Origin of the sequence: Paraburkholderia caledonica (assembly GCF_000383275.1) — a bacterium.
In the GTDB taxonomy this organism is placed as follows: domain Bacteria; phylum Pseudomonadota; class Gammaproteobacteria; order Burkholderiales; family Burkholderiaceae; genus Paraburkholderia; species Paraburkholderia caledonica.
In genome coordinates, this window is sequence record NZ_KB911054.1 from 54,326 (window position 1) to 72,228 (window position 17,903).

13 protein-coding genes and 3 pseudogenes are annotated in these 17,903 nt (G+C 59.4%); 8 read left to right on the forward strand and 8 right to left on the reverse strand.

Annotated elements, in window-relative coordinates; all coding sequences use genetic code 11:
- Positions 1-135: 135 nt before the first annotated feature.
- Positions 136-571, forward strand: a pseudogene (locus H281_RS36315) (aminotransferase class I/II-fold pyridoxal phosphate-dependent enzyme); the annotation flags it as partial.
- Between the two features lie 90 nt (positions 572-661).
- Here the strand turns inward: H281_RS36315 and H281_RS37405 are convergent.
- A pseudogene (locus tag H281_RS37405) lies at positions 662-863 on the reverse strand (PLP-dependent aminotransferase family protein); the annotation flags it as partial.
- A gap of 227 nt (positions 864-1,090) precedes the next feature.
- On the opposite strand from H281_RS37405, the gene H281_RS0133155 reads away from it, so the two are divergent.
- A complete protein-coding gene (locus H281_RS0133155; protein WP_020071428.1) occupies positions 1,091-1,306 on the forward strand; it encodes a hypothetical protein in 216 nt (71 codons plus the stop codon).
- Between the two features lie 39 nt (positions 1,307-1,345).
- On the opposite strand, the gene H281_RS0133160 is transcribed toward H281_RS0133155, so the two are convergent.
- The 4 genes from H281_RS0133160 to H281_RS0133175 all read right to left on the reverse strand — a co-directional run bounded on the left by H281_RS0133160 (position 1,346) and on the right by H281_RS0133175 (position 7,013).
- Entirely contained in the window at positions 1,346-4,123 is a 2,778-nt protein-coding gene (locus tag H281_RS0133160; protein ID WP_020071429.1) for an ATP-dependent Clp protease ATP-binding subunit, read from the reverse strand.
- 148 nt (positions 4,124-4,271) lie between these two features.
- Complete coding sequence (locus H281_RS0133165) at positions 4,272-5,075, reverse strand: family 1 encapsulin nanocompartment shell protein (RefSeq protein WP_020071430.1); 804 nt, start codon at positions 5,073-5,075, stop codon at positions 4,272-4,274.
- Positions 5,068-6,114 carry a Dyp-type peroxidase gene (locus tag H281_RS0133170; RefSeq protein WP_020071431.1) on the reverse strand — a complete coding sequence of 349 codons (1,047 nt, stop codon included), beginning with the start codon at positions 6,112-6,114 and terminating at the stop codon, positions 5,068-5,070. Before H281_RS0133170 ends, H281_RS0133165 begins: the two co-directional genes overlap by 8 nt.
- A gap of 503 nt (positions 6,115-6,617) precedes the next feature.
- Complete coding sequence (locus H281_RS0133175; protein WP_020071432.1) at positions 6,618-7,013, reverse strand: host attachment protein; 396 nt, start codon at positions 7,011-7,013, stop codon at positions 6,618-6,620.
- Between the two features lie 1,509 nt (positions 7,014-8,522).
- On the opposite strand from H281_RS0133175, the gene H281_RS37410 reads away from it, so the two are divergent.
- The 3 genes from H281_RS37410 to H281_RS0133200 all read left to right on the forward strand — a co-directional run bounded on the left by H281_RS37410 (position 8,523) and on the right by H281_RS0133200 (position 11,025).
- On the forward strand, positions 8,523-8,741 hold the full coding sequence (locus H281_RS37410; RefSeq protein WP_277394748.1) for an NAD(P)-dependent oxidoreductase: 219 nt from the start codon (positions 8,523-8,525) through the stop codon (positions 8,739-8,741).
- A 214-nt stretch (positions 8,742-8,955) separates the two neighbouring features.
- On the forward strand, positions 8,956-10,485 hold the full coding sequence (locus H281_RS0133195; protein WP_027805160.1) for an apoptosis inducing factor family protein: 1,530 nt from the start codon (positions 8,956-8,958) through the stop codon (positions 10,483-10,485).
- 159 nt (positions 10,486-10,644) lie between these two features.
- A complete protein-coding gene (locus tag H281_RS0133200) occupies positions 10,645-11,025 on the forward strand; it encodes a TraR/DksA family transcriptional regulator (RefSeq protein WP_020071436.1) in 381 nt (126 codons plus the stop codon).
- A 167-nt stretch (positions 11,026-11,192) separates the two neighbouring features.
- On the opposite strand, the gene H281_RS36330 is transcribed toward H281_RS0133200, so the two are convergent.
- Positions 11,193-11,516: a DUF6566 family protein gene (locus tag H281_RS36330; RefSeq protein ID WP_164701973.1), complete on the reverse strand. Its 324-nt coding sequence runs from the start codon at positions 11,514-11,516 to the stop codon at positions 11,193-11,195.
- Positions 11,517-11,918: 402 nt separating this feature from the next.
- Between H281_RS36330 and H281_RS35200 the strand changes: the two genes are divergently transcribed.
- The 3 genes from H281_RS35200 to H281_RS0133215 all read left to right on the forward strand — a co-directional run bounded on the left by H281_RS35200 (position 11,919) and on the right by H281_RS0133215 (position 15,401).
- Positions 11,919-12,131, forward strand: a complete 213-nt coding sequence (locus H281_RS35200; protein WP_020071437.1) for a hypothetical protein — start codon at positions 11,919-11,921, stop codon at positions 12,129-12,131.
- A gap of 713 nt (positions 12,132-12,844) precedes the next feature.
- Positions 12,845-13,840, forward strand: coding sequence for a flagellar motor switch protein FliG (gene fliG / locus H281_RS0133210; RefSeq protein WP_020071438.1), 996 nt, complete (start codon positions 12,845-12,847; stop codon positions 13,838-13,840).
- Positions 13,833-15,401 (forward strand): EAL domain-containing protein, encoded by a 1,569-nt coding sequence (locus tag H281_RS0133215; protein ID WP_020071439.1) that lies wholly within the window; start codon positions 13,833-13,835, stop codon positions 15,399-15,401. The genes fliG and H281_RS0133215 overlap by 8 nt, the downstream gene beginning before the upstream one ends.
- A gap of 544 nt (positions 15,402-15,945) precedes the next feature.
- On the opposite strand, the gene H281_RS37415 is transcribed toward H281_RS0133215, so the two are convergent.
- Positions 15,946-16,272 carry a hypothetical protein gene (locus H281_RS37415; RefSeq protein ID WP_020071440.1) on the reverse strand — a complete coding sequence of 109 codons (327 nt, stop codon included), beginning with the start codon at positions 16,270-16,272 and terminating at the stop codon, positions 15,946-15,948.
- 1 nt (position 16,273) lies between these two features.
- Positions 16,274-17,691, reverse strand: a pseudogene (locus H281_RS35535) (transposase).
- Between the last annotated feature and the right edge of the window lie 212 nt (positions 17,692-17,903).

The window sequence follows — 17,903 nt, forward strand, 5'->3', positions numbered from 1 at the left end:
GCACGCGGGTCACGAAGTCGGGATCCCAGACCATCTATTCATACAGAAAAGGCTACAACCGGAGCGTCAGTCTCGGAGTGCACAGTTCGGGGCGGTTCTTGTCATTACAGTTTGCTACGATCCCAGGACCATTCGCCGTCGAGACCGATCCCGATCTCGTCGCGAGTCGACGTCAGCCGACTGGTGCTGTCGACGCTGCGTCCATCGGCGTCGACGATGCGGTGCCTCCCGGCTCGCCCTACCCCGATCCAGTCTGTTTGCGTTCGAGCGGATCAATCGTTACGGCTATGGCGCCGGACGGAACAAGGCGCAGTGCGGCGCAGTGGCCGTGACCGATGCGCTGGCGCCGGTCAACGCGAAGCTCGTGCGGCAAATCGCGCGTCGCTACCGCAAGAACGACCTGACGGTCGATCCGAATGAGATCATCATTACGGTCGGCGCGACCGAGGCCATCAATCTATGTCTTCAGGCGGACGCAAAACCCGACGATGTAATCGCGGTCGCGTCACCGACGTTTTATGCGATGCCCCATGCGATCGAACGCACGGGCATGAAGACAATCAACGTCTCGCGTCGGTCGAACAACTGGCCGTGGCCATCCGCAGCCGCTGGGTTCAGCGCGATGACTGTTACTCCGACCTTCGACCGAGCGCAAAAGGGGACGGCTCGGCAACGCCCAGCCGATCCGGTACGCGAACGTCAGGTTCTTCCAGACCGAGGAGCAGTGAAGCCCCAGTCCCTTGGTATCGAAAGACCTCAACATGCTCGGGTGGGAGCGGTCGAAGTGCAGCTCGTTGCAGACGCCGTTCTCGATGACCGGGTTGTGCTGTGCGGTCGGGTGCTACAAGCTCCCGCTTACGCTCGGCGGCAATTGGGCATGACCCCTGCATAGCTGTCAGTATGGGATTACCAACGAGAGGGGGAAATGAAAAGGAAGCATGAGCAGTGCGGTGAAATTGACCCGGATGAGCCCTAGTGCCTAGGCTCGCTGGTACCTTGAGTGCGTAGGTGTTGCACAAAAAAATCACGCTTCGGCCGCAACGTGGCCTATGCTAAGTGAGTCGTCCGTTTCGCTTCCTGGAGGTCCCTTATGCAACAGCAACAGGCGGAGTTTGACTTCTACATCAACCTTACGAAACCGACGCTGGGACTCTATGTCCGTAAGGGTGCGGGTCTACCGGATTTCTCGGCGACCGAAGCAAGACAGTGGCAGTTTTCCGGGCATATCTGGCAAAGCGAACTATCGCCCGAGATCCTCAAGGAGGTCGATGCCAACGGCCATGCCTTTCAGGAGCTGGGCAGCTGATATCCCCGCCCCACTCCTTTAGAACGCCCACGCAACACCTTAAGATTCGTTCTTGGCGGACTCCTTCGCGCCTTCTGCTGACTTTAGCGCACTCTTCTTGCTCGCCGACTTTGCCTTCTTCTCCTTCGGCTTACCTTCCGATTCGACCTTCGTGAAGGCGACCTTGTCCGTCTCCTTGTCGTAGCTCACGTCCACCGTGTCTCCGGATTTGAGCTTGTCGCCGAGGATTTCCTTCGCGAGCCGCGTCTCCAGCTCCTGACGGATCTGGCGCTTGAGTTCGCGTGCGCCGAACTCCGGCCGATAACCGACATCGGCAAGGTGGTCGATGACGGAATCCTGCACCCTGAGCGTGATGTCCTGCGCCGCAGCCGTCCGCGTGACGCGCTCCATCTGGATCTGCACGATCGCCCGGATGTTCTCGCGCGAAAGCCCATGAAACACGATAATCTCGTCGATGCGATTGAGGAACTCGGGACGGAAGTGGCCTTTCAGCACGTCCATGAGTTTCTCGCGCATGTCCTTTTCCGAGTCGCGCTCCTTGTCGCTCTTTTCAAGGTTGTCCATGATGATGGACGCGCCGAGATTGCTCGTCGAGATGATAATCGTGTTGCTGAAGTCAACCATGCGCCCCTTGCCGTCCGTGAGGCGGCCATCGTCAAATACCTGCAGCAGTACGTTGTTCACGTCGGGATGCGCCTTTTCGATTTCGTCCAGCAGAATCACGCAATAGGGACGCCGGCGCACCCGCTCGGTGAGTTGACCGCCTTCGTCATAACCAACATATCCCGGCGGCGCACCGATCAGCCGCGCAACCGCATGCCGCTCCATGTACTCCGACATGTCGATGCGAACCACCGCCTGCTCGTCGCCAAAGACGGTTTCCGCGAGCGCTTTGGCGAGTTCGGTCTTGCCGACGCCGGTCGGCCCCAAGAAGAGGAACGTCGCGATCGGCCGGTGCATCTGGCCCATGCCCGCGCGCGCTAGTCGTACCGCGTCACTCACGGCGACCACTGCCTCGTCCTGACCGACCACACGCTCGCGCAGCTTGTTTTCCATCTCCAGCAGCTTCTGGCGCTCTTCCTGCGTAAGTTCGGTAACGGGAATACCCGTGAGACGCGAGACGACTTCTGCCACCGATGCGACCGTCACTTCGAGCGTCTGGGATCCGGTCTTGCGCTGCCACGCCTCGGTGAGCTCGTCCAGCTTCGTTTGCTTCTCCTTAATACGCTCCTCGAAGTTCTTCGCTTCGTCGAAACGCTTGCGCGACGACGCATAATCCTGCTCGCGCTTCAGTTGCGCAATCTCCGCTTCGAGTTCCTGAATCTCCGGCGGCCGCGAAGTCGCGCCGATGCGCACGCGCGCCGCGGCCTGGTCGATCAGATCGATGGCCTTGTCCGGCAGAAAGCGCGACGTGATATAGCGATCCGACAGTTCGGCCGCAGCGACGAACGCATCGTCCGCGAACGTGACCTGATGGTGCGCCTCGAGCTTGTCGCGCAGACCGCGCAGAATCACGATGGTCTGCTCCACCGTCGGCTCCGGCACCAGCACCGGCTGAAAGCGCCGCTCCAATGCCGCATCTTTCTCAATGTACTTCTGATATTCGTTGAGCGTCGTCGCCCCGATCAGGCTCAGCTCGCCGCGCGCGAGCGCCGGCTTCAGCACGTTGGCGATATCGAGACCGCCTTCACCCCCACCTTGTCCCGCGCCGACGATCGTATGCAGCTCGTCGATAAACACGATCAGCTGGTCCTGCTTCGCGGTGATTTCGTCGATGAGCTGCTTCGCGCGCTCCTCGAACTCGCCGCGATACTTTGCGCCCGCGACCATCGAGTTGATGTTGATCTCGACGAGCCGCTTGTTCCGTAGATCCTCGGGCACGTCATCGTTGACGATGCGCTGCGCCAGTCCTTCGACGATCGCGGTCTTGCCCACGCCCGGCTCGCCGATCAGCACCGGGTTGTTCTTCTTGCGCCGCGCGAGCACTTCGATCGTGCTCTCGATTTCCTGCGCGCGGCCAAGCACCGGATCGAGCTTGCCCTCACGCGCCATCGCGGTGAGATCACGGCCGATCTTGTCCAGCGTAGGCGTGCCGGTCGGCGTGTCGACGCGTCCGTCTTCCGCGCCCTTGCCGACCACTTTCACCACCTTTTGACGTAGCGCCTCGGGCGTCACGCCGTATTTCTTCAGCAGCGTGCCCGCGATGGAATCGGGCACCGCCGCGAGACCGATCAGCACATGTTCTGGACCGACATACGAGTGACCCAATTCTCGCGATGCTTGAAACGCGTACTGGAACGCCTTCTTCAGGCGCGGTGAGATGGTCATCTTTTCGACGGGTGCATCGGGCGCGGCGTTGCCTTTTTGCGCGTGCTCGTCGATATAGCGCCTGATATCGTCAGGGGCGAGCTTCAGTTCCTTGAATAGCGCCTGTACGACGTCCGTGTCGGCGAGCACGTAGAGCACCTGTTCGGTGTCGAGTTCGGACTTCTGCAACTCGTGCGCCTTTTCGGCGGCACGCTGCAGGAACTCCATGGTCTGTTCGCTGAAGGCATCGGTGACATCGACGGATTCCCGCGGCACGGAGGCCACCATGTCCTCATCGTCTTCGCCGCGCGTACTGGGCATACCGCCGCCCATTAAGCGCGACAGGCCGCCGCCGAGAAGGGAATCGAACGGGTTCAGCATGCTTTGATGCCGCATCAGCTGACGGTAGTCGTATTCGCAGATCGACATCGACTTGCGCTCGCCGTTCTGCACGACGGTCACTTGTGCGACCGCCGGGCGGGCATGACAAATTTCACAAAGGGCAGCCATGATGAATCGTCTCCAAGTTATGGGCGGTTCATCATCGAGTCCACCGATATGCGACCGTCGGCCGGCTCGACCCGAACCACCGCGTGGTAACCAGGTCCTTCTCCCCAAGATCTCTCTATGGCCTCGCGTTGCGCGATACGGCCAGGTGTCATTCCCCCGTCGCGATGGACACCGATGCCTCGCTCGTCAACAACAGAAACGCCAGTGTCTCGCACAGATACAACTGCACGGTCGTATCCGTATGACTCGTATAGCCGATGGACAGGTCCTGTCCGATGTGCAACTCGTAATCGCCCCCGCGCGTCGATAGTACGCAGCCTCCCTGCAGCGCAGGCGCCCATACGAGATCTCCGTCGACGATTCGCTTGATGTGCTGGATCACCGGATAACCCTGATCGCTCGCCGCGGAAAGCGCGGTATAGGCATCCGCACCCAGTACCACTGAGTACGGTCCGTCGATGCCCGCGAGCCTCAGCTTCTCTAGCGTCTGGCTGATGACGGCGGGATAATCGACAATGTCCACGGGCAGTATCGTCGGCGCGTTGGAACTGCCTTCGCGAATGCCCACGATGCCCGCGGCCTTGAAGCCATCAAAAATCGCACTGTCCTCGGCGAGCGCCAGTTCGCTCGCGGCGGCTTTGGCCGGTTGCCAGTCGCCGTCGTTCGAGCCGCGTTCCACACTGTCGATCGCCTCACGCTGCAGCGTGAACGGCACGGTAAGCTGCACCAGCTGCCTCACATCGTACAGCCGCGCGCCGACGCCCTTCTTCGGCGACGCGATACTGGTTTGGTGCCCCGTGCCGATGCCCGACAGCGCCAGACCGCCGGGCTCTTTTACATCGACGACGCGTCGCCCTGCGACTGAACGCTTGAAGGTTCGTGCCACTTCAGCTTCGATTTGTTTCCATGCGTCTGCCGGAATTGGTGCGAGCTCGCGATGCAGGTTATTCATGTTGTAGCGTTCCTTTGAGTGAGCCGATTTTCAGTGTTCCGCTGGGGCTCGCTTCAAGCCGAGGCGCGCTGGAAGGCGAGGCTGCCGCCGCCGCGTGAGTTCTTTCGGCAAGCGCGTCGAGCAGCTCAGCGGACGGCACGAAGAAGAGCCCACCCGTCACCGCGCGACTGTAGTCGAGCAGGCGGTCGTAATTGCCCGGCGGGCGGCCGACGAACATGTTCTCCATCATCTGCTCGATAGGTCCAGGCGCGCGCGCATAACCAATGAAGTAGGTGCCAAACTCCTTTGCGCCGGGACGGCCGAAGGCCATGTTGTGCCGCAGAATCTTCACCTCCTGACCGTTCTCGTCGATGGTCGTAAGCGAGCTGTGAGAGCAAGAAGGCTTCACGGCCGCGTCTAGTTCTACATCCGATAGCTTCTCGCGCCCGATGATGTTCCCCTGCTGCTCCACCGTCAGAGCGTTCCAGGCATCCAGGTTGTGCAAGTATTTCTGCACGACCACGTAGCTGCCGCCCGCGAAGGTTGCGTCCTCCTCGCCAATGATCGTGAAGCCCACCATGCTTTTACCCGCAGGATTCTCCGTACCATCGACGAAGCCGATCATGTCGCGCAGATCGAAGTAGCGAAAGCCGTGCACTTCGTCGACGACGGTGACCGCACCGTCGAGCTTGTTCAACAGCTGCGATGCGAGTTCGAAGCATAAATCCATGTGGTCGGCGCGGATATGCAGCAGGATGTCGCCCGACGTCGCGACTGCACGTCGCTCGCCCGTTCCGAACTCGATGAATGAGTGCAGGGACGCCGGGCGCGGCGCGCCGAAGAGCCACTCCCACGCTTCGGAGCCGAAGCCGCAAACGCAGGAGAGGTTGGCGGTAGGCGCGCGCGTGCCGACCGCACGGACCAGCGCAGCGATTTGGCCGCACCACGACCGGACAACGCCGGCCTGGCCTTCGCCGCGACCCACCGTGAGTGTGAGGAAGATCGCGCTTCGAGAAATCGGATCGCAGACGGCTTGTGGTTCTGGTGTCTTGTTGGGCATCTGAAATTTGTTCTATTGCGTTCTATAACCTGCTCCGCCGAGTAGCCAGCCGACAGTCACGCAAGGGCAGACCTCGAAGAACCTGGGGTGACGCTGGAGTTCTTCGCCGAAGCAAGGCTCTCACGCACAGCCGACTATGCAAGAACAACGAAACAGCTTGTTCATGAGACTCTGCGCGACAGAAACCGCCGACCCGTTGCACGCGCTTCCGGCAGACTCCATTGCTTTCATCGAGGCTCTGCGTTCACCGATAAAAGATTAGCAGGCAGATCCGCGACAACGTTAGGAGAATTCTCAGTTCGTGGATAGCGAAGCGAAACGGAATTCCACATCTCAGCGAGCCATCCACAGCATGTGAGCCTGATCCCGGGCGCGGTGATTCAACCAAACGGCACCACATCATGGGTGTCGGCAACCGGAATGCTTGACCGACGATGACTGGATAAGTCCACCGAGCGCGAGCCTCGACGCTCCACTTGGAGAAGCGCATCAAGCGAGGAAAGTCAGCCCTGCCGCAGGCGCTCCTGTATGTCTCGGGTACCCAGCGTCGAATAGTCCTTGCTAAGCTGCTCGAACACAAGTCCTCGAGTCTCAGCGCTCATGAAGGAAAGTATCATGCCAAGAAATTTGGAATGCGCAACCAGTCTCAGCCGACCAAAGCGTTGCTGGAGACGTGCCTTTTCGAGGTACTCGGCCACTTCGCATGCAAACTTGTCTCTTTCTTTTTCTTTTCGCTCGCTAGCGGAATATTCCACTGCCTGCTTTTCGGTCAGTGTCGTGGCGCTATGCGCGACATTGACGAAGTCGTCGACTTCCTTCAGATCAAGTGTGAGCCCTCGCGTCTGGAACACCCGCGCCCGACCTTCATCAGCCACCACAATCCAAGTCATGTCGTTCATCATGTTCCTCCAGTACAAAGCCTTCAACGAAAACGCTCGACTTCGACACGCCAATCTGAAGGCCATCTTCACGCCCACGTGGTCGAGATGTCAAGCCGCTTGGCACGTCAAACGGCAGTTGAGCCGAACCTCGCCCACGCTCTCCGTGTACCTGCCATCATGGTAGTAACGTGCACCGCGTCGTTATATATCGCTCGACACGATACATATTATTGGGTCGCCATTTCATCGAATTCTCACCTTGCATGTCAGACCCGTGTCAGCAACGCGCCATTCCGCATGATTGCTACCGCACATTGCTGCTGCCGACGTCTCGTGCGACCTCGTATCGAATTCGTACGAATTCTATGGAGAACTCGCTCTCGACAATCCCGCAGTGTCCGCACTTGATTGAGTAGGGCTCTCTGCGTGGCAGGGCCACGCATCGGAATTCTTTCGTGACAATGCTTCGGCTTGGAACGGGTAATGGCGCGCCTGAAGAGTGTGCCTGTGCGGAAGCGCTTGAATCGGGACGGTTCGCTGAATTGCTGGCCCGATTTCCAGAGTTCAACCTCATCGTTCACGCACAGCGCCCTGTCCGCCAACGAGTCCGCAAGATCGTGTCAACCTTGAGGAGCTTCGTGCCCAACTTCCTCGGTGGAAACAGGCAAAGCAAAACCAGATACAGGCCCGACAGTCAATCTCACAAAATCCGACACAAGGAATCGACTATTGCATGGAGCAGTCATGGCTTCCCCAAGCGCCCCGAAAAATGAAGCGCTGCGGTTCTGGCGGAGATTTCCCGGTCTCGAATTGGCCTTTCCTGCTGCTGACACGATTCGCTTCTGCTTGCGTATCCGGGCACCAGTACTAAACTTGACGTGCGTATCCGGCACCATACCTCCTTGTTACTGTCGCTAGAGGTCGTTATGAGAAACAGCGACCTTGATCATTTCGTCGGTCATATCGCGGATATCAATCACGGAATGGCCGGCGATGAGGTTACCTTACGTACGTCAGGCGGAATCGATACCCGCGCTACTGACCAGCGATGCGGCACGCTCGCTCGGGTTGTCAAGAAACGCAGAAGCGTTCGCGCTTGTTCGTGCGACGTCTGTGATCGCTCTGTTCGAATTCGATTACAGCAAAGTCTCTGCAAGGAACTGTGTAGCCGGGAAAGTCGTCTTTCTGATTAGGCTCGTTGCCTTGAAGACTGCCGTAGCCGGTTTGCCTGGAAAGAGTCCGAGTCGATCGAACTGTTTGCCATCTCGAAGTATGGCGTCGGACGGCGTCTGGAACATAGCGGACTGCGTGTTATGCGTCCATGACGTTGAAGCATGCATTTCGGAACGATCGGCGCGGGTCGGATAGGACTAGCGGTATTGCGCAGGCTGAAGCCGTTCGATCTGCACCTCCACTAAGCGCAGCGGCATCGGCTCGATCAGCAATCGAGAAAGCGTTGAATCTGACGTTCCACTCCGACCCGAATCGCTTATGAAGAATGTCGACATCGTCATCCTTTAGGTTCCGCTGTACTTTTCAACCGAGCATATGCTGACCGAAAAGATGTGTGCCCGGATGAAACGCGGGACCCATGTCATCAACTGCGCGCGTGGAAGACTGGTTGAGCACGACGTTGTTGTCGAGGCTCTCATATCCGGTCAAGTTGCAGGTCATGCCGGCGACGTCTGGTTCCCCGAGCCGGCGCGGCTCGAACACCCCGGCGCACTATGCCCTTTAACCGCATGACGCCACACGTCTCCGGCAGTTTGGTTTCGGCGCAGGCACGCTACACCGCCAGCACACTAGAGATTCTGCAAAAGTTACTTCGATCGAACGCCCATCCCCGAGGCGCATCTTATCGTCGACGGCGGCAAGCTCGCAGGCATGGGCGCCAAGTCGTACGAGTTGGAGTCAACTTGAACTAACGGACCGCGCCACCTGATGCTGCAGGAGATCTGCAATGACTGAGACAACTTCCACACAAGCCGGCCCCGATTTCACACAGGGCATATCTTCGACGGAGATTCAGGAGGGGCGCATGCTCACCGGCAATGTGGGTGGTAAGGCGGCCCTGCTCATTCGCCACGCAGGCGAATTGTTCGCCATCGGCGCGACGTGCACGCATTACGGGGCGCCGTTGGCCGAGGGCTTGCTCGTCGATGATACGATCCGTTGCCCTTGGCATCATGCCTGCTTCAGTCTGAGGAACGGTCAGATGCTCCGGCCGCCAGCGCTGAGCGGCATCAAATGCTGGCATGTGGAAGAGCGTGACGGTCGCGCGGTCGTCGGTGACGAAATGTCGGCGCCACGTCCGCCGAAATTGGCGACGACGGGCCCTGCCGGGCCGGTCGTGATCATTGGAGGTGGCGCTGCCGGCACAACAGCGGCTGTTACGTTGCAACGCGAAGGCTATGAAGGTCTCGTCATCATGCTTAGTGCGGATCATTCATCGCCCTATGACCGGCCGAGCCTATCGAAGGACTATCTTTCGGGAGCCGGCCAAGCTGCCTGGCTTCCGTTGAAATCGCCTCAGTATTACGCGGACCATCGTATCGAGATTCGCTGCGACACCCATGTTGTCAGTCTCAACGTTGCGGAAAGGAGCGTCACGCTGTCCGACGGCAGCCGGCTGTCTTACGGAGCTTTGCTGCTCGCCACCGGCGCCGAGCCCAACCGACTTTGCGTTCCTGGCGCGGATCTGTCACATGTGCATCTGCTTCGTACGCGGGCCGATTGCGACGCGCTGATCGCCAATATCAAGATTGCACATCGCTGCGTCGTGGTCGGCGCCGGGTTCATCGGTCTCGAAGCGGCCGCGTCGCTGCGCGAACGCGGACTGGATGTGTGGCTTGTCACACCCGGAACGCAGCCCATGGAGCACGCCCTTGGTACGGCGCTCGGCGATATGATTAAGGTACTCCATGAGGCGCATGGGGTTGTTTTCCACCTCGGTGCTACCGTCGCCAAAATCGAACCCGACAGTGTGATCCTGTCGACAGGCGAGGTGCTGGCGGCGGATTTAGTTCTCGTGGGCATCGGTGTTCACCCGAACACATCTCTATGGGAGGAAGCCGGGATCGCGACTGACTGCGGTGTAGTGGTCGACGGCTTTCTTCGGACCAACGCGGCGGATGTCTATGCGGCTGGAGATATCGCACGCTGGCCGGATCCTAGAACGGGCTACAATATTCGCGTGGAACACTGGGTAGTGGCCGAGCGACAAGGCGTCATTGCTGCACGGAATATTCTCGGCAAAGGAGAACGCTTTGCGGCAGTACCGTTCTTCTGGACTCTGCAATATAACGTCGGCATCCATTACGTCGGCCATGCAGAGCATTGGGATCGCGTCGAGGTCGATGGCGATCCGCTCAAGCATGACTGCACTGTCACGTTTTGGCGGGGCGACAAGCGACTCGCCGTGGCGAATGTCGGACGTGAACTGGAAAGTTTGCAAGCGGAACTAGCCTTCGAGGAGGAGACATCGGAATGAAGCACCCATCAATTCCCTCGTCGGGTCTCCTGGAGTGTGGTTGCGAGGTAAGCGAATCAATGACGGCGTCAAAGTCAAAACGCAGAACCAGCTTCGAAACGCCGTCGGCCCGATAGAAACTATCGCACCAGTCGATTCAAACTTTTGGAGGGTCGTGTGATGAGTAAAGACGACGACGGCCTCAGCGCGGACTTCATCGCGAAACAACGAGCTCGACTTGAGCAGTTGCAGCAGGAAATACTTGGAAATGAGGAAAAAACAATCCCGACCGAGCGTCAATTTCAAGAAGAGCACGGTTTCGAAGCGGAGGAGCCGGAAGATGAGGCGCAGCGTCGAGAGCAATACGTCGCTAATCAAGCCTTGCGCGGTGCCAATCAGCAACGAATCAATGATATTCGGCGAGCACTGAAGAAAATTGACGAAGGCACCTATGGATTTTCAGATGCTAGCGGCGTCGCTATTCCGAAGGGGCGCCTTGAGGTGATGCCTGAGGCAATCTTCACGGTTGCGGAACAGGAAGAGCGCGAGGCAGAGCGATAGCGGGTTGAGCCGGTGGCGCCGCCGTTTTCGCTTTAGAGATCCGACGTCCCGATCGACCGTGGGCGCCGGTCCCTTCAGGAACCCTACCGCAATTAGAGCCTCTTTCGTTCCAGAGAGCCACCTTATTTTTTGCAGACCATACAGACTACTAGCCACAGCCAAGAGTGTCAGAAGCCGTCGTGAAACGTGGTCCCATGCGGGCGCCGGTCGATCTCCGAATGCGCCCGCACGAACGTACGCTGGCGGGTTGCCACCGTGGAATGGGACGGCCCAGTACATTGATGAATCAATGATGGGCGTGCCCATTCGATCCCCTCTCGCGTCGCCTCCTCGGCAGTAAGCCATTCGGGCTGAATCGTCCGAGGGCACGCATGAACAACAGGTAGGCCGTCTTTGCTCAATTCGATCTCGGCAGACCAAGCACCTCGGTCGTTTTGACGGACTTCAACGAGAATATTGAAGCCCATGAATGCATCAAATTCGGGCGACACTCCGTCCCTCCGGGCAGTTGTTGGCGACGAAGCTCCGAGTCATTGACAGCCACGAGCATCGTGCTTTCATACCAAGTCGCCAACCTAACAGGATCACGCTCGCCAGAAGCATATCCGCTTGGTGTGTGATCGACCTGGACGATCTCTAGGGGATATTTAGCGACATGCAACAACCTGCACCGGAAGATCCACTATCATCTTCGCAGAAGTGCGGGGTGCACCGATGTGATGGATGACTCCCCCGCACGCGTGAGCGCGTACTTGCTCCGGCAATGGCCAGGGCTTCGAGCGGGTGCTGCAAAAAATTGGAGTACGTGTTTACTCGCGTTAACCCGCGAGGGCGCGGCGCCGTTAAAGCAGCGGCAACCGCTAACGTTTGCGCCTGGTTAGGAGAAAAAGTCGATGGATCGCGCCCCGAGCGTTATCGGAAAGCTCGACAAAGCGGTGAACACCCTCGTGCACCGCGCGACACTCATCCGCCGCGAATATTGGAGAGCAGAAGTCCAGCGCCTGCGCGGACGTACCGACATAACTGTGCCGGACCGGCGGCGGCTGTACGCGTTACATCACCTGCTCGGGGATGCCCCGGCGGAGGACTGTATTCGTGGCAGTTGAACCGCCTGCCTCGGCCTTGTCGCTGATTAGAATGCGCATTGTGAGAGCGCGTACCCCCCGGAGTCCAGAACGTAAACCGAAGACCCGCAACAGGACGACCCATGTCCTGCATGACATTCGTGTCCGCTGCGGGTGCTGTAGCGGCATCAGCCCGCGCGGGCACAGTACTCCATTCGGGCTGGCAACGCGGCGGGGTGAGGACCGGAAATGAAGGGCATGCAACCAGGCAGATCTGGCGCCCGCGTCACAATGCAACAGGATATCGCGCGTGTGGTGGCAGACCTTTACATCCTCTCCAGTGCCGCTGCGCAGCTTGGGGGTTATGGACTTGATGTGCCCTGCTCCCAATGGCAGGTACTGATCCAGCAGACGCAAGCAGCAAGGGCTGTCCTCGGTCCGGGCGAAAGCACCGCCGGAAGTGACGCGCATACCGCAGGCCTGTGCCGGCTGGCAACCATGTTTGAGGACATCGTGGGACTTTACACGACCAGGCGGCGTTGCCCACCTGCCATCTGGCGTGAATGGGGCGGCTGGGGAGCAACGCCTATGCATATGTGGTTGCAGGCGTCGCGTGCCGGACGGCGACGCCGCGTGACTGAACCACGGACTCCCGCGGGTCTCCTCTCCTGCAGGAACGACCGGCGTGATGTCCCTTGGCCCGGGGTCCTCGCGAGGCCTGCCGTCTGGTGCTTTTCAGTCTTTCGGGATAACCAATGAGCGCGAACGGCGTCGTCAAGGCTGCCTTGCTGCTGATGGCGCTCGACCCGGAAGAGGCAGCCGGAGCGTTCCGTCATTTCGACCGGCGTGAAGTTCAGAAAATCAGTACGGCGATGGCCGCGCTGAAGAACGTCGCCCACAGTGACGTCGATGAGGCGGTCTATGACTTCATCGCACAGGCGCAAACCCATACCACACTCGCGCTGGACGCGGATCAGTACCTCCGTTCGGTACTTAACCGCTCGCTGGGAGAAGACAAGGCCGGAGCGGTTCTCGATCGCATTCTGGTCGGAGGCGGTATCAGCGGTATCGAAGGTCTCAGGTGGTTGGAGCCGCCCGCGGTCGCGGAACTGATCCGGAACGAGCATCCCCAGATTATTGCGTCGGTGCTCGTGCATCTCGATCCCCAGCATGCGTCCAGCGTTCTGGCATGTTTCACGGAACGCATCCGCAACGATGCGCTCCTGCGGATTGCCACCCTGGACGGCATCCATTCCGTTGCGATACGCGAGCTCGACCATTCGCTGAACGAACTCCTTGCGGGCGGCGTCACCGCCCAACGTCGTGGGATGGGAGGGCCCCGGGTCGCCGCCGGAATCATCAATGATCTGTCGAGCCAGCAGGAAGATTCGGTGATTGGAAGCGTCCGCGATTGCGACAGCCAACTGGCGCAACAGATCGTCGATGAGATGTTCAACTTCGAAAAGCTGCTTACGCTGGATGACAGCTCAATCCGGCGGCTGCTGAGGGACATCGACCTGCAGGCGCTCATCGTCGCACTGAAGGTTGGCCCCCAGGAGCTGACTGAAAAATTCATGGCAAACATGTCACAGCGCTCAGCGGACCTGTTTGCCGAAGACATGGAAGCACGCGGGCCGGTGCGCCTCTCCGAGGTCGAAATGCAACAGCGCGCGATTATGCAGGTAGTGCGACGGCTGGCGGAGTCCGGCGAGATAGTGCTGGGTGACAAACCGGGTGACGTATATGCCTGATCGAATCCGTCGAACGTCAGTGCGCCTGCCGCTGTTCCTCTGCGTGGTCTGCGGCGCGGCGGTCATGCTCGTTGCCATCCTGTTAAGCGAGCACGAGGCGAAGGTTAGGGTCACCGAGCATGAGCAGTTGATTGGGGGCGATCTGGTTGATTCGGTTGACCGGATACTGGATAGCGTCAGCACGCGACGCCGGAACGAACTCGCGGCGCTCGCTGGCAAACCGTGCAGCAGCGAGGTCAGGGCGTCGCTGGCAGAGCTGGAAACCCATCTGCGTTATGTCCGCGCCGTCGCGCTGGTCTCCGGCGACCGTCTTTACTGCTCTTCCGCACTGGGACCCATCGATCGCCCCTTGTCGGATTATCCGCTCTCGGTTGGCCGTGGCGACAGCATTGGTCTTCTCGCCCAGACGCCGTATCAGCTAGGGGTGCCGGTCCTCGTCATATTCAACCGGCCCGCCCCCGGCACAGGGGTGCTGTCGATCGTTGAAGGTGATTACCTCGCCGATGTGCTTGCTCACGGCGTCCGGTACGGCGTGCAGACGGCGTCAATATTGGTGAGCGATACAGGGCGTATCAATGCCCGGGGTACCTTCGGGCCTGCTTCCGGGCCCCTTGCAAGATATACAACCCGCGTCGCATCACATAAATGGCCCTTTTCCATCTTGGTGTCGTCCTCCGAGGGTTTCATTTCTGGGATGCACTGGAAGTACCGAATCCCGGGGCTGGCTGTCGGACTGCTGGTTGACGGCCTGATCGCCGCGGCCTACCTGCTCACCTTTGCCCCGCGGCGACTGTTGCTGAACGCAGTACGTCAGGCGCTTCGTCGCAACGAATTCCATGTTGTCTACCAGCCGATTATCGACACTGCCAGTCGCGAACTGGTGGGCGTCGAGGCGTTGCTGCGGTGGCATCACCCGAGATGGGGCGCCATAAGTCCGGCCTCGTTCATGGAGGAGGTGGAATCGAGCGAAATGCTTGGGCCGGTGACGCAGTTCGTAATGAAGACCGCAATTGCCGAGATGAGCCAGCGCGCGCCTGCGATTCCGCTGCGGATCGCGGTCAATATCGCTCCAGGTGACCTGGAACGCAGAGGCTTCGTCGCACAGGTTGTGGCCCTGACTGCCGGGCTGCCTGCGGGCATGACGCTCGTTGTGGAGCTAACCGAGCGGTTTCTGCTTGCGCCGAGCCCGCGCACCGCAACCATCTTCAACGCGCTGAAGGCCCGGGGAGTCAGGTTTGCGATCGACGACTTTGGCACCCAGCACAGCAACCTGGACCTGCTCGGCCGCTTCCAGTTCGATTATGTGAAGATCGACCGGCAGTTCGTGAACCAGGTTGACACGGGCGGCGCTGACCTCATTACGGGCATCGTCTCTGTCGCGAAGCACTATGGTTTGCAGGTCATTGCAGAAGGCGTCGAAACGGAATCCCAGCACGCCGTGTTGCTGGCAGCGGGAGTGCCCTTCGCCCAAGGGTATCTCTACCAGCGGCCGGTGAAGGCGGACCAGCTTGCGCAGCGGCGGCAGCATGACGACGCGACCACCTCCCGAATTCCGGTGTAGCGACCCGCACGCGCGTCGCGAACGTCAAAAATCGAACGACGCTGTTGAAGAGTCGCTGCCCTGCTGTTTCAACTCGCCGGTGAAAAACTAGACCTTTCAGATCGGTTTACAAACCGCTCCCGAACGCCGGCTAAGGGTAAGGGCGACCCCTAAAAGCCTTATGCGAGAGACGGTCGACGACTTTTTCAACGGCATCGACCCGTTGCGGTCGTTCAACCCAAGTGACCACAGCGGCGGCTTCCGAGGGTAGAACGGCCGGCCAGTCGGCGTCGCTCCAATCCGTTGGACCAGCATGATAGATTGCGCAACACGGGGCATTCTTGCTAATTCTCCGTCGCAAGGCAGGGCGGGAATTGGCGGACGCCCCGTGTGTGCCGCCTATCCCGTGTAAAGCGGGGCCAGTCGGGCAGATACGCGCAAGCGGGAGCGACCATGAGCAGACTCGTCGGGCCGGCCGTCCTGGACAAGGCGCAACTCGCCGAGAAGCCGCCCGCGCCAGCTGTGGACGACGCTCGTTGCCCAGTTTCCGGCCGCCAACACGGTGTCATTCGATCGGCTGATTGCAGCCGACCAGGGCGAGCGCGAGGGCCATGAGCGCGCGCCCGCTCTGGCTTAAAATCGAAGCGAGACCGGGTAATATTGCCGCGGCAGATCGCGTCGAACTTGCTGGACATCGTTCAAACGATATGAGGAAAGTATGGCCGCGCGTGCTTCCGTGCCTTCGTATGACCTGTACATAACCCCTGGACTCCACCGGCGGGTGCCAGGCGTCGCAGATCACCTCGGCGAAAAGCTTGCGCTGCAAGACATTGGTGCGCAAATGCTGGACCATCCTGAACAGCTCCTCCCAAAGCTGGGTGGAGCGCGCCATGTTAATGACCGGTGCGGCGTCCGCCGGAATCAGCGCGTTCGAGCCGCAGGAAGGCACGGCCGGCATCTATTCGCAGATTTTGGGCGGTTGCTGCCATCAGGAACTCATCATGAGCACCGTTTGGACCGCGCAGTCGCAGGCGATCCAGATTCAGGATGCGCTTGAGATGAGCGAAGAGCATTTCCACTTTCTTTCGCTGCCGGCGAGACTGCCTGTATTCTGGGGTTGTCGCGATGCGCCTCGCTTCATCGCGGGCGGCTTCATGGATGCTGCGCGTGATTTTGCGAAACGCCATATTAGGACAGGATTGATGCTTCATTGAACAATGGCTGCAGTTCTTTTCACGCGATCGATACACGATGGTGTCGGCTTTCGTGACGTGGATTTTTCAGTGGACGCCAGTCGCTGCGTAGCGCTTTCCCCGCAGGGCTTCGATTCTCGTTGGCCCTGTTCATTCCAGATGAATTCGCTACGGGAGAACGTATTGTCCTTGCGCGTTGTTGTTTTATCCCAGACCGAGACGTGCGGCTCGATGTGTTTCTCTTCAACCATCCAGCCAGGCAGCGCTGCAGTGCCGGAGGCGGTGTCGCCTACCAGCTTGCGGGGCGTCAGGTCCCGTTGACGTTCTACACGGTCAATCGTTGTTCTGGTTGACCCAACTTCCTGTGACCGATTCGCCGGCGTCGCCTCAACGTCCATAATGATCCCTGCCTGCAGGTCAATCAGATAATTCGTCGAGTAGGCAAAGAACGCAGGGCCGCCTGGAGCGGCCGTCCATCGTGCGGCAGGATCGGTCAGGGATATCTTCTTTGGAGGCGTCAAAGACGTTGCTGGCTCAGACGCATCTGCTTCCACCGGATTGGTTTGCTGCAATGCCTCAAGGTATTCCCGCACAGCGCGACTCTGGCCGTCGGCACGTCCCCAGTCGATAGGCTCTGTTCCCAACACGCCATTCGCAGGACTCGCGTCAGCCTTGATGATGCTTGCATCAATCGCGAATCCCTCGCCTTTGACGAGCCCTTCGGTCATGCAGCGACTCAGCACAGATTCGAACACGTGACGCAACAGATCGCTACCGCGAAAGCGCCCGTGACGGTTCTTTGAGAACGTCGAGTGTTCCGGTACGGCGTCCTCCAGACCCAGGCGGCAAAACCACCGGTATGCAAGGTTCAGATGCACCTCTTCGCATAGACGTCGTTCGGACCGGGCGCCAAAGCAGTAACCCACGATCAACATGCGAATCATGAGTTCCGGGTCAATCGATGGACGACCCATTGGGCTGTAGAACGGTGCGAGGTGCTGGCGCAGATCTCGCAGATCAAGGAAGCGATCGATGCCTCTCAGCGGGTGTGATTGCGGGACGTGGTGGTCGAGATTGAACGAGTAGAAAAGCTTGTCCTGTCCGCTATCCAGTCGAATGAAATGAACGCGTCCCACCCAGAAAACAGGATCAGGAGATGTGGCTGGTTACAGGCCAACAGCGCGAATGTGTTCGGGAGGAAAATCCACGAATGTGCCGGTAACCGGAGGAACCCGAAATGACCTGTACGACTGTAGGCGTGGATATCGCCAAGAACGTGTTTCAGGTGCATTACATCGACGCAGAGACAGGCGAGATCGTGAACAAGCCG

Coding starts and splice junctions, on each gene's coding strand:
- H281_RS0133155 (WP_020071428.1), top strand. CDS start 1,091: ATGCAACAGCAACAGGCGGAGTTTGACTTCTACATCAACCTTACGAAA.
- fliG (WP_020071438.1), top strand. CDS start 12,845: ATGAGCGCGAACGGCGTCGTCAAGGCTGCCTTGCTGCTGATGGCGCTC.
- H281_RS0133165 (WP_020071430.1), bottom strand. CDS start 5,075: ATGAATAACCTGCATCGCGAGCTCGCACCAATTCCGGCAGACGCATGG.
- H281_RS0133200 (WP_020071436.1), top strand. CDS start 10,645: ATGAGTAAAGACGACGACGGCCTCAGCGCGGACTTCATCGCGAAACAA.
- H281_RS37415 (WP_020071440.1), bottom strand. CDS start 16,272: ATGGCGCGCTCCACCCAGCTTTGGGAGGAGCTGTTCAGGATGGTCCAG.
- H281_RS0133160 (WP_020071429.1), bottom strand. CDS start 4,123: ATGGCTGCCCTTTGTGAAATTTGTCATGCCCGCCCGGCGGTCGCACAA.
- H281_RS0133195 (WP_027805160.1), top strand. CDS start 8,956: ATGACTGAGACAACTTCCACACAAGCCGGCCCCGATTTCACACAGGGC.
- H281_RS0133175 (WP_020071432.1), bottom strand. CDS start 7,013: ATGAACGACATGACTTGGATTGTGGTGGCTGATGAAGGTCGGGCGCGG.
- H281_RS35200 (WP_020071437.1), top strand. CDS start 11,919: ATGGATCGCGCCCCGAGCGTTATCGGAAAGCTCGACAAAGCGGTGAAC.
- H281_RS0133215 (WP_020071439.1), top strand. CDS start 13,833: ATGCCTGATCGAATCCGTCGAACGTCAGTGCGCCTGCCGCTGTTCCTC.
- H281_RS0133170 (WP_020071431.1), bottom strand. CDS start 6,114: ATGCCCAACAAGACACCAGAACCACAAGCCGTCTGCGATCCGATTTCT.